This window comes from Bradyrhizobium lupini (assembly GCF_040939785.1).
GTDB lineage: Bacteria > Pseudomonadota > Alphaproteobacteria > Rhizobiales > Xanthobacteraceae > Bradyrhizobium > Bradyrhizobium canariense_D.
The window spans coordinates 4,676,254-4,701,130 of the sequence record NZ_CP162553.1; the positions used below are offsets into that span (position 1 = coordinate 4,676,254).

The following is a 24,877-nucleotide window of genomic DNA, read 5'->3' on the forward strand; positions in this document are numbered from 1 at the left end:
GATGTCAGTGGGCGCCGCCGGCCGAGGCGGGGCCGGCCTTCTTCAGGAAGAGGGTGGCGATCAGCGCGACGATCAGTGCCACGCCGAGCAGATAGAAGGTGTCGCTGAAGGCGAGGATATAGGCCTGCTTCTGCACGATATGGCCGATCGCAACATAGGCGCGATGCAACGCGTCCGCCCGATCGAGAATGCCGTGATTGACGAAGTATTGGGTGAGCTGTTCCAGCCGCGTCCGCGTCGCCTGCTCGAACAACGAGACTGACTGCATCAGCACGTTGGAGTGATACTGCTCGCGCTTGGTCAGCAGGGTCTGCAACAGCGCGATGCCGACGGCGCCGCCGAGGTTGCGCATCATGTTGAACAGGCCGGAGGCCGAGCCCGCGTTCTCCGGTTCGATGCCTGAGGTCGCCACCGCAGACAGCGGCGCCATTACCAGCGCCTGGCCGATCGCACGAACCACATTGGGCCAGAGCAATTGATCGGCGGCATAGTTGCCGGTCATGTAGATGTTCATAAAGTTGGAGGCCGCGAACAGGACGAAGCCGACGCCGATGATGAGCCGCGCATCGAGCTTCTGCATCAACCGCGGGACCAGCGGGATCAGCACCAGCTGCGGCAGGCCGGTCCAAGCCAGCACCATGCCGATCTGCTCGGCATTGTAGCCCTGGATGCGGGCCAGATATTGCGGCAGGATGAACACCGAGCCGTAGAGCGCGATTCCCAGCAGGAAATTCGCGAGCATGCCGAAGCCGAAATTGCGGCGGACCAGCAGACGCAGGTTCAGGAGCGGCTTCTTCACGGTGAGCTCGATGATCAGGAAGGCGCTCAGCGCCACGGCCGCGATGACGGACAGCTTGACGATGAAGGGCGAGCCGAACCAGTCGTCTTTGTTGCCTTCCTCGAGCACGGTCTGCAGCGCCGACAATCCGATCGCCATGGTGATGATGCCGGCCCAGTCGCCGTCGCGCAGCAACGACAGCTTCATGGGCTTTGCATCGAGCGCGTACCAGAGCATGCCGACCATGATCGTGCCGGGGACAACGTTGACATAGAAGATGTACTGCCAGCCAAAATTCTCGGTGAGATAGCCGCCGATGGTCGGGCCGATCGCGGGCGCGAACGTCGCCGACAGCGCGAACAGCGCAAGGCCCACGGGTTGCTTGGCGCGCGGCAGCAATGTGATGATGAGTGTGAACGCCATCGGAATCAGCACGCCGCCGGTAAACCCTTGCACCGCCCGCAGCACGATCATCTGCGGCAGGTCTTGCGCCAAGGCACAGGCGGCTGACAGGACCAGGAACAGGACCGCATTGGTGAGGAGATAGATGCGGATCGAGAACACCTGCGCCAGCCAGCCGGACAGCGGGATCACCACGATCTCCGCGATCAGATAGGAGGTCGAGATCCAGCCGCCGTCATCAATGCCGGCGCCGATCGCGCCCTGGATATCGGCGAGTGAGGCATTGACGATCTGGATGTTCAGCACCGCCATGAAGGCGCCGAGCGTCGCGCCGATCACGGCGATCCAGGTCTTGGTCGAGACGGCGGGCGTTGCGGGGGCCGCGACGGGAGCGGGGATATCGGCCGTGGTATTAACGGTCGGTTGGAGCGTGCTCATGGAAGCCTCGTCTCGGTTACGGAGACAGGATGGATCAGGCAGTTCGTTTCGATAATCGACCAAGTTTGGGAAGGATCATCCGGCAGGACTTGATAGTCCCGCCGGACCTTTCCGGCTTCAACCGCCGTTCGGACGGGCCGCGTTGTCGGCGAGATGCTTCGCCGTCTCACGCTCGGCCAGCACGGTCTGCTTGGTGTCGACGGTCGGCACCGCGGACATGCCGGGGCGCAGCAGGCCGGTCAGGCTGTGGTCGTCGAGCACGATCTTCACCGGCACCCGTTGCACGATCTTGGTGAAATTGCCGGTGGCGTTGTCGGGCGGCAGCAATGCGAATTCAAGGCCGCTCGCCGGCGACAGGCTGTCGACATGGCCGCGCAGGGTCTGGTTGCGGAAACTGTCGACGTGCAGCTCGACCGGCTGGCCGGCGCGGACATGTGTGAGCTGCGTCTCCTTGAAATTCGCCACGACATAGACCGCATCGAGCGGCACCACCGCCATCAATTGCGTGCCGGCCTGCACGAACTGTCCCACGCGCAGTGAGCGGGCGCCGACCGTTCCGTCGACCGGCGCGGTAATCTCGGTGTAGGAGAGATTGAGCGTCGCCTGCTCCGCGACCGCACGCGCATGTTCGAGCTGGGCAGTAGCCTGCGCGCGCTGGGTCGTGAGCACGTCGACCTTGCGTTGCGCGGCCACGAGGCCCGACCTGGCATGTTGCAGTTGCGCGTTGCTGGCGCGCAACGCGGCGTCAGTCTGTTGCGCGCGCTGAATCGTGCCGGAGCCCGACTTCATCAGGTCGTCGTAGCGGGCGCGCTCCTCCTGCGCAAATTTCAGATTCGCGTCCGCAGCAGCGACATCGGCTGTGCTCTGCTCGATGATCGGCTGCTGGAGTTCGAGCTGGGCGTCGAGGTTCCGCACTGCCGCTTCCGCCGCAGCGACATCGGCGCGGGCCTGATTGAGCGCCGCCTTGAAGTCGCGGTCGTCGATCTTCGCCAGCAGCTGGCCCGCTTTGACCTTTTCGTTGTCGCTGACCAGCACCTTGGCGATGTAGCCCGAGACCTTTGGCGCGATGATCGTGGAGTCGGCCTTCACATAGGCGTCGTCGGTTGTCTCGAGATAACGGCCGTTGACCCAGTAGTCGTGTCCGTAATGGACAACCGCAGCCGTGCCCGCAAGGAACGCGAGCGCCAGCGCCGCCCGCCGGACCATATTCCGGTCGGGACCACGCACCGGCGCCGTCGGGGTAGCTTGCGGTATTTCAGTCGCTTGCTGAAAGTTTTCGGTGCGGGGCATCTCGGACATGGCGGTCTCCTTCGGCTGACCCAGATTATCGGTCTTCCTCGTCCGATCGATAATCAGCGAAATGCCGAAAGGATTATCCGCTGACAGTGGATAGTCCCGGGATCTCGCCTGGGCCCGTATGATCTATCGAGCCGGAGGTACGACTGCCCCAGAGCGATTGCCGGGCCTGTCGAGGGATTGCGGCTAACGCATCCGCGCTGCCCGCAGGAGCGGTTTGATGGATAATCGGACGGAATTCCTTGCGATTATCTCTCAAGAGCGGATAATCAGTCGGCATGGACCGATTGACCAGTCTCGAAGTCTTCAGCCGGGTGGTCGAGACCGGCGGCTTCTCTGCAGCAGCCCGCAAGCTCAACATGTCGACCACCATGGTGAGCAATCACGTCCAGGCGCTGGAAGACCGGCTCGGCGTGAGGCTGCTTCAGCGCACCACGCGCAAGGTCAGCCTCACCGACATCGGCAAGGCCTATTACGACCGCTGCATCCAGATACTCGCCGAAATCAAACAGGCCGACGATATCGCGAGCGAATTGCAGTCGGTGCCCCGCGGCACGCTACGGATCCACGTCGCCACGCACATGGTGCCGTTCGTTGCGCCCGTGGTGGCGAAGCTCCTGTCGACCTATCCGGAGCTCAAGATCGATCTGCGGATGGGCGAGGCCGAAATCGACCTCATCGAAGAAGGCTATGACGTTGCTCTGCGCATGACCGCGCCGCCGGATTCGAGCCTGATCGTTCGCAGCCTCGCAACTTGGCGCCACGTGCTGTGCTGCTCGCACGACTATCTCGAAAGGCACGGTCGCGTGCAGAAACTCGGTGAGCTCACCGCGCACAATTGCGCCCGTCACTTGAATTATCCGTTCGGCGAAGATTGGCGCTTCTTCGATCGCAAGGGCACGCCGGCATCGGTGCGCATCTCCGGCAGCTTCATCACCAACAGCGGTGAGGCCTTGCGAAAGGTGGCGCTGGAAGGCGCTGCCGTCTGCCTGATGGCCGGTTTTCTCGTCCAGGGCGATCTCGAAGCCGGTCATCTTGTTCGCCTTCTGCCCGAATATCGTCCCGTCGAGATGTCGATGAACGCGGTCTATCCGCACCGGCATCATCTGTCGGCGAAGGTCAGGACCTTTATCGACATGCTCGTGCATCACAGCGCAGAGCAGCAGAAGCTGATCAATCCCTATTCATGAGCGGGGTGGCGCCGGCAGCCGTCCGAACACTTTTTCAAGCGCCATGCCGAGCGCAAGCAGGCGGCGGTCGCTGCCTGCAGGGCCATCCAGCTCGAGTCCGATCGGAAGTTTGCTGACCGCGCCGAGCGCAATCGGGATCTGGATGCCGGGAATGCCGGCATTGCTGCCGGGATCGGTGTTCTGGATGAACAACCCGAAATTCTCGAGGCTGCTGGAATCCGGATTGGAGGCAATGGCGACGCGCGGCGTGGTCGGGAAGGCGATGGCATCGAGCCGGTTGTCGGCGAAAGTCCTGCTGTAAAGCACCTGGAGCGCGGGGCGTGCACTATTGATCGCGGCGTCATAGATCGGCTTGGCGTCAACCAGCGCGCCATCGGGGGCAGGCAGTTTGCGCGGGATCACCAGGCCATCATAGGTGCCCTTGACGTCGGCGCTGGAGATGTCCCTTGCCAGCGCCTCGATGCTGAGGCCCGTGCCGGTGTGGTCGAGATAGGCGACCAGATCGTCATAGGCTTCGTACAGCGCGACCGGAAAGCTGACCTGGCCATTGAACTCGGCCAGTTGCGGCATTTCGATCTCGACCATCGTGACACCCTGCGCTTTCATCTTCGCCACTGCTGCCTGGAAAGCGGCGTCGGTGTCAGCGTCGAGATTTGTCAGCATCGACCTCACGATGCCGATTCGCATCTGCTTCAGATCGGCCGCCTGAACGGCTTTGCCACCTGCTATGACGCGGTCGAGGAGTTCGACATCCGCCGCGGTCGCCGCCATCGGGCCCGCGGTGTCGCGGGTGTGCGAGATCGGCGCGATGCCAGCTTGCGGATAGCGTCCGACCGTCGGACGCAGCGAGGCACATCCATTCAGTGCGGCGGGGACCCTGACCGATCCGCCAGTGTCGGTGCCGAGCCCGCCCGCGACGATCCGCGCGCCGATCGCGACGCCCGTTCCTGAGGAGGAGCCGCCCGCGATCAGGGTGCGGTCATAGGCGTTGCGCACGCCGAACTCCGCGCCGGTCTTGAATGCGGTGTTGTAGCCGGAGATGCCGAAGGCGAGCTCGTGCATGCTGGTCTTGCCGATGATGACCGCGCCCGCCGCGCGCAATTTTGCGACCACCGGCGCGTCGGCCCTCGGAACGTAATGCTTCAGCGCCGGCGTTCCTGCGCTGCAGGGGAGCCCCGTGACCTCGATATTGTCCTTGATCACGATGGGAACACCGCCGAGCGGCTTGTCCTTGTTGTCGTTCGCGTCGAATGCGGCCGCAGCCTTCAGAGCGCCGGCCTCGTCCAGGGTGACGAAGGCATTCAGATCGGCATTGGCCTTGGCGCGGGCGAGAGCTTCCGTCGTGAGCGCGGTGCTCGTGACTTTTCCGGCGCGGAGGTCGGCCACAGCCTGGGTCAGGGTCAACTGGTCGAAATCCATGAGGCGTCACCCGGTTGCAGGTGCGCCATCAGGGCGCCCCTCGGCTCCAGAGGCTGAAGCCTCGTCGGCGCTCCGTCAACCGTAGGCGCGCATCCTTGCAGGTGATGGCGCATCGAGCTCGGCGAACAGCCGTTCAACCTCGGCCTTCACCTTCCCGATCGCGGCGTCCTTAACCGGCCCGTAGCCCCGGATATCCATCGGCGCTTTTGCAATGGCGACCAGGCTTGGCAGATGCGCCGCGTCGAGTCCGCCGAGCAGCCGTTTGATGACGCCATCGTACCAGGTGATGAGTTCCCGCTCGGCGCGCCGCTCCGCCGTGTAGCCGAACGGATCGAACGGCGTCCCGCGCAATCCCTTCACTCGCGCCAGCATGGCGAGCGGCATTTGGATCCACTGTCCGAAGGCGTGCTTGCGCGGACGTCCGCGGGCATCGCGCTTCGACGGCAGGAACGGCGGGGCAAGGTGATATTGGATGCTGAATTCGCCTTCGAATTCGCCTTTCAACTCGTCGAGGAAGCCGGTCTGCATGTGCAGGCGCGCCACCTCGTACTCATCCTTGTAGGCCATCAGCTTGAACAGGGCGTGCGCGACCGCCTCGGTCAATGCCTCGCTATTCAGGCTGGCTTCGGCATGGCGAACACTTGCAACGCGCTCTCGATAGCGCGCTGCGTAGGCATCGTTCTGATAAGCCGTGAGGAAGTCGGCGCGGCGGTCGATCAGCTGGTCGAGCGTCTCGGCCTTCGGCGCTTCGTCCACCTTCGGCAAGAAGTCGGGATCGGCGGCTGCAATCCGGCCCCAGGCGAAAGCCTGCTTGTTGCTTTCGACCCCGACGCCGTTGAGCTCGATCGCGCGCAACAGCGCCGACAGCGAGACCGGCAGCAGCCCGCGCTGCCAGGCAAAGCCCAGCATGACGATATTGGCATAGACGGCATCGCCGAGCAGGCGCTCGGCCAGCGCATTGGCGTTGATGGTGTCGAGATTGCCGTCGCCGATCACCTGGCCGATCGCACGCAGGCGGGCGGGTGAGGCGAGATCGGCGTCACGGAAGCGGACGACGTCGCCGGTCGGCATCTCCGCGGTGTTGACCGCGGCGCGCGTACCTTTTAGATAGGTGCCGGACGCCTTCGGCGAGGAGCTGACGACGAGGTCGCAGCCGATCAGCGCATCGGCCGCGCCCTGGTCGATACGGACCTGGTGCAATGCGTCGGGAGATGCGGCCAACCGGATGTAGCTCAGCACCGGCCCGAATTTCTGCGCAAAGCCGGTAAAATCCAGCACCGAGACACCGTTTCCTTCGAGGTGGGCCGCCATGCCGATCAGCGCGCCGACCGTGATCACGCCGGTGCCGCCGACGCCGGTGACGAGCAGATCATAGGGACGGTCGAGCGTTGCGGGCCCGGGCAGGGGAAGCGTGGCCGCGTGGCCGACCGCGTCGATCCGGCTCGCGCCCTTCTTCCGGCGCCTCGCGCCCTCGACGGTGACGAAGCTCGGGCAGAACCCGTTGAGGCAGGAAAAGTCCTTGTTGCAGGATGAGAGGTTGATCCGGCGCTTCCGGCCGAACGGCGTCTCCTTGGGCTCGACGCTGAGGCAGTTGGATTCGACCGAGCAGTCGCCGCAGCCTTCGCAGACGAGATCGTTGATATAGGCGAAGCGTTTGGGATCGATCATCTGTCCACGCTTGCGGCGACGCCGTTTCTCTGTCGCGCAGGTCTGCTGATAGATCAGCACCGAGACGCCGGGAATATCGCGCAGCTCGCGCTGCACGCTGTCCATCTTCTCGCGCGGATGGAGGGACACGCCGACCGGAAGATCGCCTGGCGGAAATTGCGCCGGATCGTCCGACACCAGCGCGATGCGCGCAACGCCCTCGGCGCGGACGCTGTGCGCGATAGCGTGGACGCTGATTGGGCCGTCGACGGGTTGGCCGCCGGTCATCGCCACGGCATCGTTGAACAGGATCTTGTAGGTGATGTTGGCCTTGGCGGCGATCGCCTGCCGGATCGCCATCGAACCCGAATGATAATAGGTGCCTTCGCCCAGATTCTGGAACACGTGCTTGTTGCCGGTGAAGCGTGACGAGGCGGCCCAATTCACGCCTTCGCCTCCCATCTGGATCAGGGACGATGTCTCGCGGTCCATCCAGCTGGCCATGAAATGACAGCCGATGCCGGCCAGCGCCTTCGAACCCTCGGGCACTTTCGTCGATGTATTGTGCGGGCAGCCCGAGCAGAAATAGGGCGTACGCGTCGCACCGCTGACGTTGATCGTGCGCGAGGCCTCAGGCATCAAGCCGGCTGCGCGTGCGGCGAGATTGAGGCCTGGGAACATCGGATCGAGACGGCGTGCGAGCACCCCAGCGAGCGCACGCGGTGACAATTCGCCGATCCAGGAGATCAGCCGCGCCCCTTGCTCGTCATGCTTACCGACCATGCGCTCGGGTTTTTCGCCCGGATAATCGTAAAAATATTCCTTGAACTGGCTTTCGATGATGCCGCGCTTCTCCTCGACGACAAGGATCTCGCGCTTGCCCCTCACGAACGCCATCGCGTCATGCAGCGCCAGCGGCCAGACCATGCCGACCTTGTAGATGTCGATGCCGATGCTGCGGCAGTCCGCTTCGTCGAGACCCATCAGCCGCAGCGCTTCCATCAGATCGAGATGGGCCTTGCCCGTGGTGACGATGCCGTAGGTGGCGTCCGGGATGTCGTAGATGTGACGATCGATCGGATTAGCCTTTGCGAAGGCGTAGACCGCGTGCTTCTTCGCCTCCAGCCGCTCCTCGATCTGCGGGCCGGGCAGATCGGGCCAGCGATAGTGCAGGCCGCCGGGTGGCGGCGTGAAGTCTGGCGCGTGGAAGGCCCGCGGTGGGCGCAGCGCGACGGACGCGCCGGATTCCACGATCTCAGAGATCGCCTTGAAGCCGACCCACATGCCGGTGAAGCGGCTCAGCGCGTAGCCATATTCACCGAATTCGAGATATTCGCTGACGCTTGCGGGGTGGAGCGTCGGCATGAACCAGCTCATGAAGGCGACGTCGGACTGGTGCGGCATCGAGGACGAGACGCAGCCATGGTCGTCGCCGGCGACCACCAGAACGCCGCCATGCGGTGAGGAGCCGTAGGCGTTGCCGTGTTTCAGCGCATCGCCGGAGCGATCGACGCCGGGGCCCTTGCCGTACCAGAGAGCGAACACGCCATCGACCTCGCGGTCGGCTTGCGTCTCGACCTGTTGTGAGCCGAGCACGGCGGTCGCGGCAAGATCTTCGTTCACTGCGGGGAGGAATTCGATGCGGTCCCGCTTCAGTCGCTCGTGGATGCGCCACAGCTCGAGGTCGATCCCGCCGAGTGGCGAGCCGCGATAGCCTGAGATGAAGCCCGCCGTGTTCAGCCCCGCGGCACGGTCGCGCCGCACCTGGTCGAGCGCGATGCGGACGATGGCCTGCGTGCCGGTGAGGAAGACGCGGCCCCGTTCGCGATCGTAGCGGTCGGAAAGCTCGTAAGAATCGAGAGACGAAATGGCGGCCATGCGGACCTCCCCACGGCATCCTTGCCGGATGGGAGAAGGGTAAGCCTGGGCAACTGGTAGGTCTTACCTTTCTTTCCGAATAGCGTACCTATTATGGTAGAGTTATCCAAAACGATGTACGGGAAGGTAGATTAATCCATTTTGGTGGTTTCCATGATCGAAGACCAGGACGCGCGGATTCTCGCCTATCTTCAGAAGGACGGCCGCGCCACCAACCAGCAGCTCGCCGACGCAGTCGGCATGTCGACTTCGGCATGCTGGCGCCGGGTGCGCGCGCTGGAGGAGAGCGGTGCCATCCGGGGCTATGCGGCCCTGGTCGCGCGCGAGCAGGCCGGCTTTGCGATGTCCGCGATCCTCCACGTCTCGCTGGAACGGCACGACGCAAAATTCGTCGACGAGTTCGTCGCGCGGGTGACCACGCGGCGTGAGGTGCTGGAGTGCTTTGCGACCACGGGCGATGCCGATTACCATTTGCGCGTCGTCGTGCAGGACATGGCGGCCTACAACAGATTCCTCGACGACTTCATGTTCCGCATTCCCGGCATTCGCTATGTGAGAAGCAACGTGGTGCTGAAAGAGATCAAGACGGGCGTGGCCCTGCCGTTTTGAGCTTGTGCTGAGGAGGCCGCGTAGCGGCCGTCTCGAAGCGCGACGCCACAACCGGGCGCCTTCATCCTTCGAGACGCTTGCTTCGCAAGCTCCTCAGGATGAGGATCACCGCTCTTCCCGCACGAACCTGTTCCGCAGCGTGCCGACACCGGTGATGTCGATCTCCACGACGTCGCCGTGCTTGATATCAGGCGAGGCACCATCCGTGCCCATCCAGATCACATCGCCCGGCCATAGCGTAAAATACTTGGTCAGCTCGACTAGGAACGGCACCACGCCAAAGATCATGTCGTTGGTGTGGAAGCGGTTGGTCTCCTTGCCGTTGACCCGGACGATCGTTTCCATCTTGTCGAGGTCGGCCTCGGTCTCGATCCACGGGCCCATCGGCTTGAACGTGTCGGCGTTCTTCGAGCGCCACAGGCTGCGGTCGGCCTTCTGCCAGCTTCGTTCGCTGACGTCGTTGCCGATGGTGTAGCCGAACACGCAATCCATCGCATTCTGATTGGTGAGATGCTTGACCTTCTTGCCGATGACGACAACGAGTTCGCCTTCGTAGTGGATCTTGTCCGTCGCAAAGGACGGGATCGCGACGTCCTCGTCATGCGCAATCAGCGCGTTTTGCGCGCGATAGCCGATCTCGGGGCGGTCGGGGACAGCAGGCACTTCGCCGCGCTTGTCGGCGGCCTCCTTCAGGTGCTTCAGATAGTTCAAGCCGACGCAGTAGAAAGTGCGCGGAATCAGCGGCAGTTCGATCTTGACCTGCGAGAGCTGATACGTGCGCGAGGTGCGTTGCCATTCTCCGAAGGGATCGCCCTCGATCGCGATGACCTGGTCACCCTCGACGATCCCCCAGGACGTCTTGTCCGCGGCGGTGAATTTCAGCCAGCGCATGCCGTGTCTCCCTTGTTATTCCGCGGCATCGCGCGGCTGCACTTTCCAGTCGCCGGCTGCCGGGCGCTTGAGCCCGAGATTTTCCCGCAGCGTCTTGCCGCGATACTCCTTCTGGAACAATCCGCGCCGCTGCAATTCCGGGACGATATGTTGCACGAAATCGGCATAGGAGCCGGGCACATAGGTCGCGGCGATGACAAAACCGTCGCAGCCGCGCTCGACGAACATTTCTTCGAGCTTGTCCGCGATCTCCTTGGGACCGCCGACCATCGCATCCTGGACCTGACCGCGGCCAGAGAAGGTGACGAAGTCGCGCGCGCTCGGATTGCTTTTGCCGGAGTTCTTGAGCACGCCGTCGCGGATGCCCAGAATGCCCTGCATGCTCTTCAACTCCTCAGTCGTCAGCGGCTCGTCGAGATCCTTGGAGGCGAAGTCGTAGTTGAGCGCTTCGGCCAGCAGCGACAGCGCATCGATCTGCAGCGGCAGCTTGTTGATCAACGCCATCTTGTCTTCGGCCTCGGCTTTGGTCGCGGCGCAGACTGGTGTCGTCAGGTTGCAGAGGAACATCGCCTCCGGATCCCGACCGGCTTTCGCGGCCTCGTTACGCACCGCCGCATAGCCTTCCTTGGCGGCGGCGAGATTGCGTGCAGCGGTGAAGATCACCTCACCCCATCGTCCTGCAAAGCGCTGGCCGCGGCCGGACGCGCCGGCCTGGATGATCACGGGATGGCCCTGGTCGGAGCGGGGCACCGTGAAGGGACCGCGGGACTTGTAGAATGGGCCCTTGTGATCGAGCCGCTTCACCTTGGCCGGATCGGCAAAGCGGCCGCTCGTCTTGTCCATGATGAGCGCGCCGTCTTCCCAGGTGTCCCAATGGCCGAGAACGATCTCCATGAATTCGTCGGCGCGGTCATAGCGGGCGTCGTGCTCGGGATGAGAATCCCGGCCCATGTTGAAGGCCTCGCCGTCATTGAGCGAGGTCACGACGTTCCATCCGGCGCGTCCGCCCGACATCAGGTCGAGCGTTGCGAAGCGGCGGGCGATGTCGAAGGGCTCGAAATAAGTCGTCGAGCCGGTCGCACCCAACCCGAGCTTCTCCGTCACCATGCCCATCGTCGTCAGCACGATCAGCGGATCCATCTTCACGCAGCGGATGCCGTATTCGACGGTGTGGGCGTGATCGTTGCCGTAGCGGTCCGGCATCGCCAGCCGGTCGTCGAAGAAGGCCATGTGGAACTTGCCGGCTTCGAGGATTTTGGCGATCTCCTGATAATAGTCCGCCGACATCGAATCGTCGCGCGAGTCCGGATGTCGCCACGAGCTCGGCAAATTCGTGCAGTTCTGGGCCTGAAGGAAGCCGACCAGTACCATCTGCCGCGTCATGCTGCTGTTCTCCGAATTGCGTCAGGCCGAAATCCGTCAGGCCAGGTCGAGGACCGTGTCGAGCCTGTACTCGCGCGCCAGCGCGCGCAGTTTTTCCCAGGTCGCATCCTCGATCTCGATGCCGTCGCGCAGGCGCTGCTGCTCACGCAAGCCCTCGATCTCACCGGGATAGAACACGCCCTTGCTGCCCTCGGAGGGCGGGGTCGATTTGAGATAGTGTGCGAACTCGGCGACCTCGCGCTTGAAATCCTGCAGCGGGCGAAACGCGGCGACGTTGAACACGGCCATGAAGCAGCCGTCATTGTGCCGGCCCGTGGGCTCGACGCCGAAACCGAGGCCGGTGAGCAGGCCGCACAGGACCTCGACCATTGCGGCGAGGCCGCTGCCCTTGTAGCCCTCGGTGCCGCCGAGCGGCAGCAGCGCGCCGCCCTTGCGATACTGGGTTGGATCGGTAGTGTGCCGTCCCTCGGCATCGATGATCCACCCCGGCGGGATTTCCTCGCCGCGGGCGACCGCGAGCTGGATCTTGCCGGCCGCGACCGCAGAGGTCGCCATGTCCAGGTAGAACGGCGCATCGAGGTCGGACGGCACCGCGATCGAGATCGGATTGGTGCCGAGCCGTGCCTCCTTGCCGCCGAATGGCGCCACATGCTTCGGCGAACGGCCGGAATCCGCCGTTGCGATCCCGATCATGCCTTCGCGCATTGCCATCAGCGGATAGGCGGCGAGGCGGCCGACATGGCTTTGCCGGAACACGGTGCAGGCGGCGACATTCGCCGTCTTCGCTTTCTCGATCGTCAGCGCCATCGCCTTGGCGTTGACGTGGAAGCCAAAACCCCACTGGCCGTCGATCACGGTCGTCGTCGGCGATTCCTGCACGATGGTCCATCTGGCGCCGGGCACGATGTGGCCGGCCTTGATCCGGTCAACATAGGTGGGAATGGCGATCACGCCGTGGGAATCGTGGCCGGCGAGATTGGCGTTGACGCAGCCGTTTGCGACCGCGTCGGCCTCTTCCTCGGAAGCCCCGGCAACCCGAAGCAGCGCTGCGCTGATGCGCGTGAGGCGGTCGGCATGGACGATCGGCATGGCGCTTCCCCGGCATGGTGCCCTTAACAGGCTGCTTGTTGGGCGCCATGGTCTCAAAGCGCGGCTGCGATATCAATCTCCTGTAAACCAATACAGGGCTGCAAATTCGCAGCGAGCAGGGCCGTCGGGCGAAGATTCGTCCCGCGCGGTGGCATTTTCGACAGATTGGCGCAGGTCGTTCGCAGCTCGTTCACTTTGATCGACGGTTTGCAGCGCGCAATAACGACCACTTAGGCGATCGCCGGTCATAACGTCATCCGGGAAAAAAGGCAGAAATGCCCGGGAGCTGAGATCGTGCCGACGACACTCGCGCGCACCTTTGCGGCGTTGAGCGCCATCAACGAAGCGATCCTCTACGCGAAATCGCCGGATGAGCTGTACCAGAAGGTCTGCGACGCCGGGTTTGCGAGTGGAGACTTCATGGCCGTGGCCGTGTTCCTTGTGGAGCCGGATGGCCATAAGCTTCGCTTTGCCGCTGGTCGCGGCGATGACGTGGCGCGGCTGAGCGCGATCGAGATCACCACGCAGGCTGGCACGCCGGAAGGCTTGGGCGTGGGCGGCGAGGCGTTCCGCAGCCAGAAGCTCTGCATCAGCAACGATTTCCTGAACGATCCGCGTTCGCTGGCATGGCGCAACGGCGCGGTGGCGGCGGGTGTCGGCGCGGCCGCGGCGCTACCCCTGGTCTGCATGGGACGCAGTATTGGGGTGTTGTATGTTACGCGGTCGGGCGCCGGCTCGCTCGACGAGGCGATGGTCTCGTTGTTCGAGCGGATGTCGGCCAATATCTCTCACGCGCTGGAGAGCTTCGCGACCGAGGGAGCCCGCCTGGATGGCGAGCGGGCAGTGCGGCGGCTCAACCGCATGTTCGGCGCGCTCAGTGCGACGAACGAAGCAATTCTGCAAGCCAGCACTGAGCTGGACTTGTACCAGCGGGTCTGCGACGCCGCTGTTTATAGCGGCAAATCGCTTGCCACTTTCGTTCTGCTGCACGAGCCGGATTCCGAATGGCTGACGCCGGTGGCAGCGACCGGACATAATCTGGATCTGATCAGACAGTCGCGCTACTCGATTGATCCGGAGAGTCCCTACGGCAAGGGCATCTCCGGCGAGGTGTTCCGGACCCAGCAAGCGATCGTCGAGGACGACCTCGTCAATCGCACCAAGGGGACCACCTGGGAGCAGGCCAACGTCAATGCCGGCGCCGTCGCCTGCGTGGCTGCTCCCTTGATCAAGCGTGGCACCAGCATCGGCGTGCTGTTTTTCTTCGTGAGCAAAGCCTGGGCGAAAGACGAAGGCATCGTCGCATTGTTGCTGCGCATGACCGAAAACGTGTGCTTTGCGCTCGAGAACTTCGACCGCGACAAGGAGAAGGCCCAGATCGCCTTGGAGGAGGATCGGCTGGCGCGTATGTACGCAGCGCTAAGCGCGACGAACGAAGCCATTCTGCGGGCAAGGTCGCGCAGCGAACTGTTGGATCTGGTTTGCGAAGCCACGGTGCACGGCGCCAAGTTCGCCTCGACCTCCATTGCATTGCTTGACCGCGATGCGGGACTGCTTCGTGTTGTTGCGTCCTTCGGACCGAACGCCGAGGAAGTGCGTTCCTTCAGGCTGTCGGTCAGCGACAAGGAGCCGGAAGGACGAGGGCTGACCGGCACCGCGTTCCGGACGCGGCGGCCCTGTATCAGCAACGACGTCCTGGCAGACGCCCGCCTCAAGCCTTGGCACGCCAGCGCGCGTCGCAATGGCATTAGGTCCTCAACCGCGATGCCGCTATTCAACGGCGACAGCGTCGAAGGCGTATTCCTGTTCAATTCGCCCGAGTGCGGCACTTTCACGGACGAATTCGTCGAGCTATTGCGCAAGCTCCAGGCCAATGTCGCCTTCGCGTTGGAGAACTTCGACCGTGCCGACGAGAAGGCGAAGGCCGACAGGCAGCGTGACAGGTTGAGCGGCATGTTCGAGGCGCTGAGCGCGACGAACGAGGCCATCATGCGCGCCAAGACGCGCGAGGAGCTGTTCGAAGGGGCGTGCCAGGCAGCCGTGCTCGGCGGCGTATTCGCCTCGGCGACAATCGGCATTATGGACGACCAGCGTGAACTCGTTCGCGTGGTTGCCGTGAAGGGGCGCCTCCAGGAGCGGATGGTGGGACGCACCTGCTTTGTTTCCGCCGACCATCCTGAGGGTCGCGGAATCATAGGGATGTCGCTGCGGACCCGCGGGCCCAGCGTCATCAACGACTATCTCCACGACCTCCGAGCGGCGCATTGGCACTCTAAGGCGATCGAAGATGGAACGCGAGCGGCTGCCAGCTTCCCGCTGCTGCGCGCCGGCCAGGAGCCGATCGGCATTCTGCTTTTCCTCGCGCCGGAAGAGAATACGTTCACACCCGATATGGTCGAGTTGCTCGGGCGCCTCGCCGAGAACGTGTCATTTGCACTCGATAATTTCGATCGCGCCGAGGAAAAGGCCCGCAACGAGGCGCGGACGGAGCGTTTGGCTCGCATGTTCGCGGCGCTGAGCGCGACCAACGAGGCGATCATGCGGGCGAAGTCGCGCGCCGAACTGTTCGACCTCGTCTGTCTCGCCGCATCGAACGGCGCCAAGTTCACCTCGACCACCATTGCGCTGGCGAGGGTCGATAGCGATCAGCTGGAGATCGTGTCGAGCGCCGGACCGTCGTCTGACACCACGCGCAATGTCCGCCTATCAATCGACCCCGAGCGCCCCGAGGGGCGCGGAATGAGCGGCACGGCGTTCCGCACTCGCCAGCCCTGCATCAGCAACGACTATCTCAATGACGATCGCGTTCGCGCCTTTCATTCCATTGTCCGCAACGACGGCGCGCGGTCGGGCGCGGCTTTTCCCCTCGTCGCACACGATCGGGCCGTCGGCGTCATGATCTACATGTCGACCGAGCCCGGCACCTTCACGGCCGAGTTCGTCGAGCTGTTGCAGCGCCTCGCCGACAACGTCTCCTTCGCGATGGAGAATTTCGACCGGGCCGACGAGAAAAACCAGGCCGACGAGCGAATCGAATACCTCGCTTCGCACGACAGCCTGACCGACCTGCCGAACCGCGAGACCTTCAACGGGTTGCTGCATGAGGCGATCGACGAGGCGCAGCGCCACGATCAGCGCTTTGCGGTGCTGTTCATCGACCTCGATCGTTTCAAGGTCATCAATGATTCGCTGGGCCACGAGGCCGGCGATCTGCTCCTGCTCGAAGTGGCCAACCGGCTGCGTGGTGCGCTGCGCGCAACCGACGTCGTGGCGCGGCTCGGCGGCGACGAGTTCGTGGTGATCCTCGATCAATGCGGCGAGATCGATGACGTCCAGCGCATCGCGACCGGGCTGTTGACGGCGCTTGCGGAGCCCATGGAGCTAGCGGGGCACGAGTGCCACACCACGGCCTCGATCGGTATCGCGATGTATCCGACCAACGGCTCCGACGTGCAGACGCTGACCAAGAACGCCGACATGGCGATGTATCTCGCCAAGGAAGACGGCAAGAACGGCTATCGCTTCTTCTCCAAGGAAGTGAAGACGCAGTCGATCGAGCGGCTGTCGTTGGAGAGTGCGCTGCGCCGGGCGCTGGAGCGGAATCAGTTCACTTTGAACTACCAGCCCAAGGTGGACATGGAGACCGGCCAGATCACGGGCGTGGAAGCCCTGCTGCGCTGGACGCACCCCGATCTGGGCAGCATCTCGCCGGCGCAGTTCATTCCGCTCGCGGAGGAGACCGGATTGATCGTGCCGATCGGCCGCTGGGTGGTAAAGGAGGCCTGCGCGCAGGCCATGGCCTGGCAGCGCCGCGGCCTGTTGCCGGTGTCGATGGCGGTCAACCTGTCACCGCGGCAGTTTGTCGACGAGCATCTGTTGCAGGACGTCGACGAGGCGCTGGCCGCCAGCGGCATGTCGCCCGTGCTGCTCCAGTTGGAGGTCACTGAGAGCATGATGATGCGCAACGTCGGGCGTGCGCTCAAGGTGCTCGACGCGATCCAGAGCCGCGGCATCCGCCTTGCCATCGACGACTTCGGCACCGGCTATTCGTCGATGTCGCTGATGAAGCATTTTCCGATCGACACCATCAAGATCGACCGCTCCTTCGTGCGCGATTTGCCACAGGATCTGGAAGACCAGGCGATCGCGCAGGCGATCATCAGCATGGGCAAGGCGCTCGGCATGACCGTGGTGGCGGAAGGCGTCGAGAATGCCGAACAGGAGGCATTCCTGCGCGCCCATGGCTGCGACGAGATGCAGGGCTTCCTGATCTCCAAGCCGCTGCCGGCGCGGCAGATGGCCGAGCTGCTGCAGCCCATGGAGCTGCCCTACGCGCCGCCGCTCCAGCCGGAGCCGGACCATGCCGCCACCGCGGCCGCGGCGCTACGGTTGAAAAGCGCTGTCGTCTGACGGCTGCGGGTGCAGCTCGCGGGCGTCGTCTTCCTTGATTTCCGCCTTGCGCGGAAAATCATCCGGCCAGGTCGGCGAGGTTTGCTTGGCGAACAGGGCGAGCAGGGCGTGCGCGCCTTCGGCAAAGCTCGAGTCGTGGCTCAGACCGAGTTCAGAACACCACGCGTGTGGCATCGGCTCGTGCGTGTCGAGCACGGCCATCGCCGGACCCCACCACCAGGCCGGCGCCGGCGATCGTTCGTGCTCCGGCACGGCATGCCAGAGGACGAGCTCGCCCATCATGCGCTCGAATTGCAGGCTTGCGGCCTGATGCATTCGTTCCGTGCTCCCTTGGGTCGCGCCTGAAAGCAGGCCGATGCGCGGACTCGATCGTGGCCTTCGCTGTGAAAAGCTGGCTCGCACTATTGGCTGAGCCGACTGTGCCGCTTGTGTCGGCGGCCATACAAAACACGCGGCGGCCGGGAAAGTTGCCGACACCGACTGTGACAGTCTCTTTAGCCGCTTATGAGCCCGGCCCGCAAGGCGCAATACCGGCGCCGCTGGCGTTGAAATAGCGCAGGTGGGGCTGGCAACCGGCGGCGATCATGTCGTCGTCTACTCAGCGATTATTAAAGGGCCGATTGCGGCTGAACAGCAGATAGATTGCGCGTGGGTTGGTGGTTAAATAGCGCCAGAACAGGCGGCGGGGCTCGAGCAAGGTGCGCCAGGCCCATTCCAGCCCGATCTTCTGCATCCATCGCGGCGCGCGGGCGCGGCTTCCCGACAAGAAGTTGAACAGGCCGCCGGATGTCTTGATGACGCCGACATTGGTGAGATGCGGGGTGAATTCCTCGACGAACGCCTGCTCGTTTGGCACGCCCAGCGCAACCCAGAGATAATCCGGCGCAAGCGCGTTGATCTCGTCGACCTTCGCGCGCAGCGCGTCGCCACGGAGATAACCGTGGCTGTAGCCAACGATCTTGAGGTTTGGATACATCTTTCGGACGTTCTCGACCGCAAGGGCGTTCTCGTCCTCGCTGGCGCCGAACATGTAGAAGGTGCGGCCGACCGCTTCAGCCTTGCGCGCGACGACGTGAAACAGGTCCGTCGTGGCGACCCGCTCGGGCAACGGAAACCAGGATTGTAGCCTGGACGCCGCCACCAGCGGCTGGCCATCGGCGTTGATCAGGTCAGCGCTGCGGAACAGGCGCTCGGTCTCGGGTTCGGTCGAGCACCGCGCCAGCACCTCGCCATTGGCCGAGGTCAGGTGCAGCGGACGGCCGATGCGATGGCGCGGATCGGTCGCCTCGATCATGAAATTTGCGGTCGCTTCCAGATCGAGTGCGGCCATGCGAAGGCCGCCGATGGTGATCCGCGGCACGTCGGCGGTTGCGGCCCGGCCATCGAGATTGATGCGGCGCTCAAGCATATTGTCTGCCTCGTTGGCGAGCTTGGGCCATAGGGGTGAGTTCGTCGAGCACGACGCCGACGAGCTTGCGCTCCGCGCGGCCGAGTGTGCTCAAGATCTCCTCCAGGCCGTCGTTGATGTCGAGGCTGGTCGGCAGCACCGCCACCAGCGCGTCGGCATCATCGAGCAGCTTACGGCTGCCGGCCGTGAGTGGCGCCGCGGGGCCGTCAAGGATCACAAGGTCATAGCCGCCGGCGGAGCGCGCCTGCTCGATGGCCTTGCGGATGGCGTCAGTGGCCTTGCCGGCGTCGCGTTCGGCGGCCGGCAATATCGAGATGCCGTTGAGTGTCTTGATCTCGCACGCGGCCTTGCTGCCGATCGAAAGCCATCCGACCTTGCTCGGCTCGCTCTTGCCGGGACGGCTGACCTTGTTCGAGAGCGGGTGCGCCTGATGGTCGGCATCGATCATCAGGACCCGGGCGCCGTCGCGCGCGGCCGCGAGCGCGAAATTCAGCGCGGTCACGCTGCGCCCGGTGGTCTCACCGGCACCGACGAGCGCGATGACCGGCATTGTCTTTCCGCCGGCGCGCCGGGCCGCCGTAGCGCGCATGTCGCGCCAGGCGTTGAGCAGCGTCGTCAGTGGAAAGCCGGGGCGCAGCGTTGGCCAGCCGAGCCGGGTGAGGTCGATGCCGCCGCCGGTGGCGAGAATGGCACCGAGCGTGTGGATGACGTCGGCCTCCTGGAGGCGCGCGATCAGCGGCTTTTCGATCAGGGGCTTCTCGACCATCGAAGGTTGCAGCGGCGGGGCGGCGAGTTCCGGCAGTGCCTCCGCGACTTCCGGGGCTCGCGAGACCGGCTGGGACCGGGCAGTCTCCGGCGCCCGCGAAGGCTCTGGAGCTCGCGGAGCTTGCGGCAACGGAGTGCGATTGGGACGGGCCGGCGCCGGTGCCGGCGCGAACGCACCGGCCAACAGCAGCTCTGCCGCGACGAACCAGCTCGATGCAGCGATTGCGCCGAAGATGAAGCCGATCATGGCGAACAGGCTCATCGCCGGCGGGAACGAGCGCCGCTGCGGCACCGTCGCTTCGCCGATGATTCGCGCCGCCGAGGTGTTCAGCGTCTCCTGCTCCTCGGTCTCGCGCGAGCGCTTGAGGAAGGATTGATAGACGTCACGGCTGGCATCGGCTTCGCGCTCGAGTTCGCGCAGGCGCACGGCGGCCTGGCTGAGCTGGACGCTCTGCCGCTTCTGTGCCTCCAGCGCCCGGCTGAGCGAGGCTTCAAAGTCGCGGGCGCGCGTCAAATCGTTCTTGGCGGACTGGGCGAAGCGGTCGATCTCTTCGTTGATGGTGCGCTTGAGATCCTCGACCTGCTTTTCGGTCTGGCGCAGCGCTGGATGACGCGGGCCGAGTTCGCCGGCCTGCTCCGCATATTTCTTGCGCGCGTCGGCATATTGCGCGCGCAGGTTGGCGATGGTTGGCGATTGCAGCGCCTCGGAGTTCGCGCCTGCATCTGCCGTCGTGCGCCGGCTCGCCTCGATCTGGTCGAGGCGCGCCTGCGCGTCCATCGTCGCGGCGCGGGCGGCGGAAAGCCGCTGGTTGCTGGCGGAAAGCTGCTGGTCGCTGATCAGCGCGTCCTGGGTGCCGACGAAATTGTTCTGGGCCTTGTAGGTCGCGAGCACGGTCTCGGCGTTGCGCAGCCGCTCGCGCAGTTCCTTCAGGCGGCCGGAGAGATCGTTGGTGGCGCGCCGCGCGGCTGACGCCTGCGAGTTGCGGGACTCCGCGAGGTAGGCGCTGGTCAGCGTGTTGGCGAGCATTGCCGCTTTCGCCGGATCGGTCGACCAGACTTCGATATCGACGATGAAGCTCTTCTCGGTCTTGCGGATCGTGATGTGCCGGTTCAGCGCCTCGAGGGCGGCGAGCTGCACTTCCATTTTCTCCGCGGCGGAGGGCGCGTGGGGCTGAAGGCCGATCAGGCCGAGCAGCGACGACATCACGCCTTTGCCGTCGGCGCCGCCGCCGAATTCGGGATCCTTGTCCAGATCAGCCTGCTGGATCACCTGGAGCAGCACGCTGTTGGAGGTGATCAGGCGCGCCTGGCTCTCGACCACCATCGACATGCCGGAGACGTCCTGCGCGCGGGGCGTTAGCTCGCGGTCGACGAGCTGAAGCTCGCGCGGGTCGACATAGAGCTGGGCGGTGGCGGTGTAGCGGGGCGTCAGGCTCTTGCCCACGGTGACGGCAAGCGTCGCACCGAGCAGCGCGGCAACGGCAATCGCGATCTTCCGCCGCCAGAGCAGATTGACCAGCTCCAGCACGTTGAAGCTGGCCTGAGGCCGGTGCTGCGGGGCCTCCGGTCTGGCCCGATCTATCGGCTGGTTATAGTCAAGCATGATCCCCAGCTTTCATTCCAAGTGCCGCGAGCTGAGGGGGTACTCTTCGCTCTACGCCACGCACCTCAGATATAGGTGCCCACTCAACGCAACAGGGAAAATTAACCATACTCATTGAGGGACTATTCACCGAAATGGCAAACAAAGCGTTTAAGCGCGTGCCTCTCTTCGACGCGTCGTCGTGACGCGTGCGATGGCGCGGTCCTTCAGAGATTAACGGTTCGTTACCCCGTGCGGCGTGGCCGCGAGGCTTCGCTGGTCTTGCGATCGGCCGCGCGCGCACCATGGCCGTCAGCTTTTCCGCAGGATGACGTGATAATCGCCGCGGCGGACGTCGGTCCCGCGCGGGAGCACGGCGTTGAGAACGGCGGCGCCGGCGTCGACCAGGGCTGCGAACAGCGGCTTGCGCCGGCGCATCTCGGGATAGCGCGGGCTCTCGACCTCACGGCGGTAGATCATCTCGAGGCCATTGGCGGCGGCGAACGCTTCGAGCCTCGGCAGCGACACCAGGGGATGGAAGAAGGTCGGGAACGGCGGCTCGCCCGGCAGGCCGGCATCCTTGATGCCTCGAATGTGCCGGTAGAACCAGACGTGGAACCAGTGCGGCGAGTATTTGGTGACGACCCCGGACAATGAGCGCGGATTGGGCGCGCCGATCAGAATCATCCCGCCGCGCTTGAGCGCATCGCGGAAATTCAAGAGTGCGGCGTCGACCTTGGGAAGATGTTCGATCACGTTGTAGCAGATCACCAGATCGAAGGTCTCGCGCCCGAAGCGGTAGGTCTGGACGTCGCCGAGGATCGCTTCGTCCGCGTAGCTGTTGTTGCGAACCTGGTCCTCGTCGATGTCGACGACGGTGACCTTGCTGCGGTTCAGCAATTCCGGTGGCAGGACGCTGCACGAGCCGCCTCCGGCTTCGTAGGTGGCGAGCTGGCCCCGTGGCAGTTCGCGGCGCAGTACGTCGTGAACGGCGAGCAGGCTGTCGCGGGCTTCACCGGGGACGAGATCGTGCAGCGCCTGAGTGTGTGCAATGGCCGCGGGAATTTGGACCGCCGTGGCTGTCGCGAAATCGATCGTGGCTGGCTTGTTCATTTTTTTCGGACCGCGCTTGTTCGACTTAAATTTACAGGAAAAATCTCGTGTGCCCGTAGAGCAAATCCGATGCCGCGACGCTTCACCCGCCGCGGTGCTTACGATCAGGTTAATGAGCATGTGCGTTAACTACGGCATCGTCCGCGTCAGCCGCCGTCGGCACGGTGGACCGCGAATTGCAGTATCACGCGCGCAAGGTTTCGCGGCAGAAACACCCGAAAGCGGTTAAGTGCATGGATGGCGGAACATCGGCGGCCTTGGCGCCGTCGTCAGGCTCAAACCGGCCGTTCATTTTGGGACGCATCCGTCCCGGGGCGATGTGCCGTCGCGGGACGGCGCTGATCCCGGGATCGAAGCAGGGCTTTTTCAATCTATCTCGGACATCTAGAACGTCATGACATTGATCCCGACAGACCTGTCCGCCACGCGTATCTCGCATGCCGTGCGCGATCCCAACCGGGAGATCGCGGCCAGCTCCCGGATCATCGACCTGTCGGTTGGTATCGTCGTCTGCATCCCCTGCTTCCGCCGCCCGCAGCATCTGCGGTTGACACTGGACTCGCTCGCCAGCCAGCGCACCCCGCGCTCTTTCGCCGTCGTCATGGCCGAGAACGATGCGGTCCGGCGCGAAAGCGCGCCGGTGGCCGCGGAGTATCTCGCCGATGGCAGACTTCAGGGTGTCTGCCTGGTCGAGAAACGGCAAGGCAACGTCCAGGCGATCAACGCCGCCTTCGAGACGGCGCTGGCGCTGTTTCCCGCCGCGACCCGGTTCCTGATGATCGACGACGACGAGATTGCCTCGCCCGATTGGCTCGAGCTGATGGTCCGCACCGCGGAGGCGACCGGCGCCGATGTGGTCGGCGGGCCGGTGCTGCCGGTCTTCGAGGACCACCGCATGCCCTGGCTTTCGCGCCACCCCGTTTTCTGTCCCGCCTATGATTACAGCGGCGCTGTGCCCTTGATCTACGGCTGCGGCAATTGCCTGATCACGCGTGCGGCGTTCGAGAGCTTTGCCCGTCCCGCCTTCGACCCGCGCTTCAACTTCCTCGGGGGCGGCGACTGCGATTTCTTCGTGCGCTGCCGCGACGCCGGCATGACCTTCCACTGGACGGCGGAAGCAGTCATCACCGAGACCGTGCCGCAAAGCCGCACCAGTTTCGGCTGGATCGTGAAGCGAGGCCTGCGCATCGGCGCGATCAATTATCGTGTGCAGTCCAAGGCCGCGCAGGGCGCTGCGGCGCGAGTGTGGGTGTTTGCGCAGATGCTCGGGAGGTTGCCGCTGTCGCTGTTGCTCGCGGCCGCTCTGCTGAAATCGTCGAAAGCCGTCGTCGCGATGCATCCCGTGATGGTCGCGCTCGGCTCGGCGCTCGCCGCGTTCGGCATCGAGCCGAAGCCCTATGAGGCCTCGAAGATCGTGTCCTGACGCCGAGGCGGCGGGCTAAATACCGAAGCAGGCGAGGGCGACCCTGACCGCGGAACGCGGCAGCGATTTGAGCGAGCGGCGCCCGACTATCCCGAGATAGGCGAAGGCCTGGCGATATCTACCGAAGCGGACCGCTTGCATTGCCGAATACGTGACGAGATGAACCTCGGCGGCCTGGCGCAGCCCGGCCGCCATGCCCGCGGGCAATCGCGCCATGATCAGCCCGTCGTCGAACACCCGCGCGATCGCCGGAAAGAAATCCTGTGGCGTCCGCACCGCCGCGTTCATGGTGTTGGCCGTGTGAAGGCGGTAGTCGAGCAGAAGGTTCGGCGCAAATTCGAATTCGCCGATCGCGGCAAGGCGGCACCAGCAGTGCCAGTCCTCGCAATATCTGAGCGAGACGTCGAACCCGCCGATGGCGCGGAAGGCCTCTGCACGTGCGAGCGCAATGCCGCCATTGACGATGAAGTTGCCGGCGGCGAGCCGCGCCAGCACGTCGCCGGACGGTTTGCGGCGGCCCTTGAGCAGATCCCGACGGCCGATCTGCCGTCCCTCGCTGTCGATCGTATTGTAGTCGCCGTAGACCAGAACCGCTCGCGGCGCGCCACGCGCAGCCGCCAGCAGCGCCGCGACCGCGCCGGGCCGCAGGCGATCGTCGGCATCGAGGAAGAGCAGCCATTGGCCGTTCGCATGCTGCGCGCCGAGATTGCGCGCTGCCGATACGCCGGCGGCGCCGTTGGTCATCAGGCGCAGTCGAGGGTCACGAATGGCGCGGACGATGGCGGGGGTGTCGTCGGTCGAGCCGTCGTCCACGACGATCACTTCGGTGACCTCGGTTTGTGCCAGTGCGCTGGCGAGGGTTTCGCCGACATAAGCCGCAACATTCTTGGCCGGAATGACGACGGACACCGACGTGGTTGAGCCGACCTGCAGCGGGACGCGCGCCGCTGGAACGACGCGCGATGTGGCAGGCAATTCGAGAATGTCTTCCGCGGTGATCAAGATACGGCTCGCCTTTAACGGTCTGTTAACCAGGGCGCATCTGCGCTTGGCAATGCGATCGATCGCAACCCTGGCCGCCCTCGATGATACTCGCATCGGGAAAAAAGCGTCGCCACGAAGGCTGCCGCAGCGTTGGTTTCGTCAATTAGCGTTA

17 protein-coding genes are annotated in these 24,877 nt (G+C 64.3%); 4 read left to right on the forward strand and 13 right to left on the reverse strand.

Features of this window, described 5'->3' with window-relative positions; all coding sequences use genetic code 11:
- Positions 1-4: 4 nt before the first annotated feature.
- A complete protein-coding gene (locus AB3L03_RS22105) occupies positions 5-1,618 on the reverse strand; it encodes an MDR family MFS transporter (protein WP_204512426.1) in 1,614 nt (537 codons plus the stop codon).
- A gap of 117 nt (positions 1,619-1,735) precedes the next feature.
- On the reverse strand, positions 1,736-2,917 hold the full coding sequence (locus AB3L03_RS22110; protein ID WP_368507038.1) for an HlyD family secretion protein: 1,182 nt from the start codon (positions 2,915-2,917) through the stop codon (positions 1,736-1,738).
- A 275-nt stretch (positions 2,918-3,192) separates the two neighbouring features.
- Here AB3L03_RS22110 and AB3L03_RS22115 point away from each other — a divergent pair, with 275 nt between their 5' ends.
- On the forward strand, positions 3,193-4,104 hold the full coding sequence (locus AB3L03_RS22115) for a LysR family transcriptional regulator (protein ID WP_368507039.1): 912 nt from the start codon (positions 3,193-3,195) through the stop codon (positions 4,102-4,104).
- Here AB3L03_RS22115 and iaaH read toward each other — a convergent pair.
- Both iaaH and AB3L03_RS22125 read right to left on the reverse strand, forming a co-directional pair.
- Positions 4,099-5,523: an indoleacetamide hydrolase gene (gene iaaH / locus AB3L03_RS22120; RefSeq protein WP_204512423.1), complete on the reverse strand. Its 1,425-nt coding sequence runs from the start codon at positions 5,521-5,523 to the stop codon at positions 4,099-4,101. The genes AB3L03_RS22115 and iaaH overlap by 6 nt on opposite strands.
- Positions 5,524-5,598: 75 nt before the next feature.
- A complete protein-coding gene (locus AB3L03_RS22125; RefSeq protein WP_368507040.1) occupies positions 5,599-9,048 on the reverse strand; it encodes an indolepyruvate ferredoxin oxidoreductase family protein in 3,450 nt (1,149 codons plus the stop codon).
- A 153-nt stretch (positions 9,049-9,201) separates the two neighbouring features.
- Between AB3L03_RS22125 and AB3L03_RS22130 the strand changes: the two genes are divergently transcribed.
- Positions 9,202-9,657 (forward strand): Lrp/AsnC family transcriptional regulator, encoded by a 456-nt coding sequence (locus AB3L03_RS22130; protein WP_018453391.1) that lies wholly within the window; start codon positions 9,202-9,204, stop codon positions 9,655-9,657.
- Between the two features lie 105 nt (positions 9,658-9,762).
- On the opposite strand, the gene AB3L03_RS22135 is transcribed toward AB3L03_RS22130, so the two are convergent.
- The 4 genes from AB3L03_RS22135 to AB3L03_RS22150 form a co-directional block, all read right to left on the reverse strand.
- Positions 9,763-10,548, reverse strand: coding sequence for a fumarylacetoacetate hydrolase family protein (locus AB3L03_RS22135; protein ID WP_204512421.1), 786 nt, complete (start codon positions 10,546-10,548; stop codon positions 9,763-9,765).
- Between the two features lie 15 nt (positions 10,549-10,563).
- Complete coding sequence (locus AB3L03_RS22140; RefSeq protein WP_085361243.1) at positions 10,564-11,931, reverse strand: LLM class flavin-dependent oxidoreductase; 1,368 nt, start codon at positions 11,929-11,931, stop codon at positions 10,564-10,566.
- A gap of 36 nt (positions 11,932-11,967) precedes the next feature.
- Positions 11,968-13,020, reverse strand: coding sequence for an Ldh family oxidoreductase (locus AB3L03_RS22145; RefSeq protein ID WP_018453394.1), 1,053 nt, complete (start codon positions 13,018-13,020; stop codon positions 11,968-11,970).
- 72 nt (positions 13,021-13,092) lie between these two features.
- On the reverse strand, positions 13,093-13,269 hold the full coding sequence (locus AB3L03_RS22150) for a hypothetical protein (RefSeq protein WP_158091731.1): 177 nt from the start codon (positions 13,267-13,269) through the stop codon (positions 13,093-13,095).
- Between the two features lie 45 nt (positions 13,270-13,314).
- Between AB3L03_RS22150 and AB3L03_RS22155 the strand changes: the two genes are divergently transcribed.
- The gene (locus AB3L03_RS22155; protein ID WP_204512419.1) at positions 13,315-17,430 is read left to right on the forward strand and encodes a GAF domain-containing protein; all 4,116 of its coding nucleotides are present in this window, start codon (positions 13,315-13,317) and stop codon (positions 17,428-17,430) included.
- Here AB3L03_RS22155 and AB3L03_RS22160 read toward each other — a convergent pair.
- The 4 genes from AB3L03_RS22160 to AB3L03_RS22175 form a co-directional block, all read right to left on the reverse strand.
- Positions 17,404-17,745, reverse strand: a complete 342-nt coding sequence (locus AB3L03_RS22160) for a hypothetical protein (protein WP_085361246.1) — start codon at positions 17,743-17,745, stop codon at positions 17,404-17,406. The genes AB3L03_RS22155 and AB3L03_RS22160 overlap by 27 nt on opposite strands.
- Positions 17,746-18,028: 283 nt before the next feature.
- Positions 18,029-18,838, reverse strand: coding sequence for a WecB/TagA/CpsF family glycosyltransferase (locus AB3L03_RS22165; protein WP_085361247.1), 810 nt, complete (start codon positions 18,836-18,838; stop codon positions 18,029-18,031).
- On the reverse strand, positions 18,831-21,206 hold the full coding sequence (locus tag AB3L03_RS22170) for an exopolysaccharide transport family protein (protein WP_368507041.1): 2,376 nt from the start codon (positions 21,204-21,206) through the stop codon (positions 18,831-18,833). Before AB3L03_RS22170 ends, AB3L03_RS22165 begins: the two co-directional genes overlap by 8 nt.
- Positions 21,207-21,497: 291 nt before the next feature.
- On the reverse strand, positions 21,498-22,298 hold the full coding sequence (locus AB3L03_RS22175; RefSeq protein ID WP_204512417.1) for a methyltransferase: 801 nt from the start codon (positions 22,296-22,298) through the stop codon (positions 21,498-21,500).
- Between the two features lie 394 nt (positions 22,299-22,692).
- On the opposite strand from AB3L03_RS22175, the gene AB3L03_RS22180 reads away from it, so the two are divergent.
- Entirely contained in the window at positions 22,693-23,721 is a 1,029-nt protein-coding gene (locus AB3L03_RS22180) for a glycosyltransferase family 2 protein (protein ID WP_368507042.1), read from the forward strand.
- 15 nt (positions 23,722-23,736) lie between these two features.
- On the opposite strand, the gene AB3L03_RS22185 is transcribed toward AB3L03_RS22180, so the two are convergent.
- Positions 23,737-24,723, reverse strand: coding sequence for a glycosyltransferase (locus tag AB3L03_RS22185; protein ID WP_018453401.1), 987 nt, complete (start codon positions 24,721-24,723; stop codon positions 23,737-23,739).
- Between the last annotated feature and the right edge of the window lie 154 nt (positions 24,724-24,877).

What these genes read in the sequence shown, in the direction of transcription:
- iaaH (WP_204512423.1), bottom strand. Translation starts at nt 5,523, where the DNA reads ATGGATTTCGACCAGTTGACCCTGACCCAGGCTGTGGCCGACCTCCGC.
- AB3L03_RS22165 (WP_085361247.1), bottom strand. Translation starts at nt 18,838, where the DNA reads ATGCTTGAGCGCCGCATCAATCTCGATGGCCGGGCCGCAACCGCCGAC.
- AB3L03_RS22160 (WP_085361246.1), bottom strand. Translation starts at nt 17,745, where the DNA reads ATGCATCAGGCCGCAAGCCTGCAATTCGAGCGCATGATGGGCGAGCTC.
- AB3L03_RS22170 (WP_368507041.1), bottom strand. Translation starts at nt 21,206, where the DNA reads ATGCTTGACTATAACCAGCCGATAGATCGGGCCAGACCGGAGGCCCCG.
- AB3L03_RS22105 (WP_204512426.1), bottom strand. Translation starts at nt 1,618, where the DNA reads ATGAGCACGCTCCAACCGACCGTTAATACCACGGCCGATATCCCCGCT.
- AB3L03_RS22135 (WP_204512421.1), bottom strand. Translation starts at nt 10,548, where the DNA reads ATGCGCTGGCTGAAATTCACCGCCGCGGACAAGACGTCCTGGGGGATC.
- AB3L03_RS22125 (WP_368507040.1), bottom strand. Translation starts at nt 9,048, where the DNA reads ATGGCCGCCATTTCGTCTCTCGATTCTTACGAGCTTTCCGACCGCTAC.
- AB3L03_RS22180 (WP_368507042.1), top strand. Translation starts at nt 22,693, where the DNA reads ATGACATTGATCCCGACAGACCTGTCCGCCACGCGTATCTCGCATGCC.
- AB3L03_RS22145 (WP_018453394.1), bottom strand. Translation starts at nt 13,020, where the DNA reads ATGCCGATCGTCCATGCCGACCGCCTCACGCGCATCAGCGCAGCGCTG.
- AB3L03_RS22175 (WP_204512417.1), bottom strand. Translation starts at nt 22,298, where the DNA reads ATGAACAAGCCAGCCACGATCGATTTCGCGACAGCCACGGCGGTCCAA.
- AB3L03_RS22140 (WP_085361243.1), bottom strand. Translation starts at nt 11,931, where the DNA reads ATGACGCGGCAGATGGTACTGGTCGGCTTCCTTCAGGCCCAGAACTGC.
- AB3L03_RS22130 (WP_018453391.1), top strand. Translation starts at nt 9,202, where the DNA reads ATGATCGAAGACCAGGACGCGCGGATTCTCGCCTATCTTCAGAAGGAC.
- AB3L03_RS22115 (WP_368507039.1), top strand. Translation starts at nt 3,193, where the DNA reads ATGGACCGATTGACCAGTCTCGAAGTCTTCAGCCGGGTGGTCGAGACC.
- AB3L03_RS22110 (WP_368507038.1), bottom strand. Translation starts at nt 2,917, where the DNA reads ATGTCCGAGATGCCCCGCACCGAAAACTTTCAGCAAGCGACTGAAATA.
- AB3L03_RS22150 (WP_158091731.1), bottom strand. Translation starts at nt 13,269, where the DNA reads ATGACCGGCGATCGCCTAAGTGGTCGTTATTGCGCGCTGCAAACCGTC.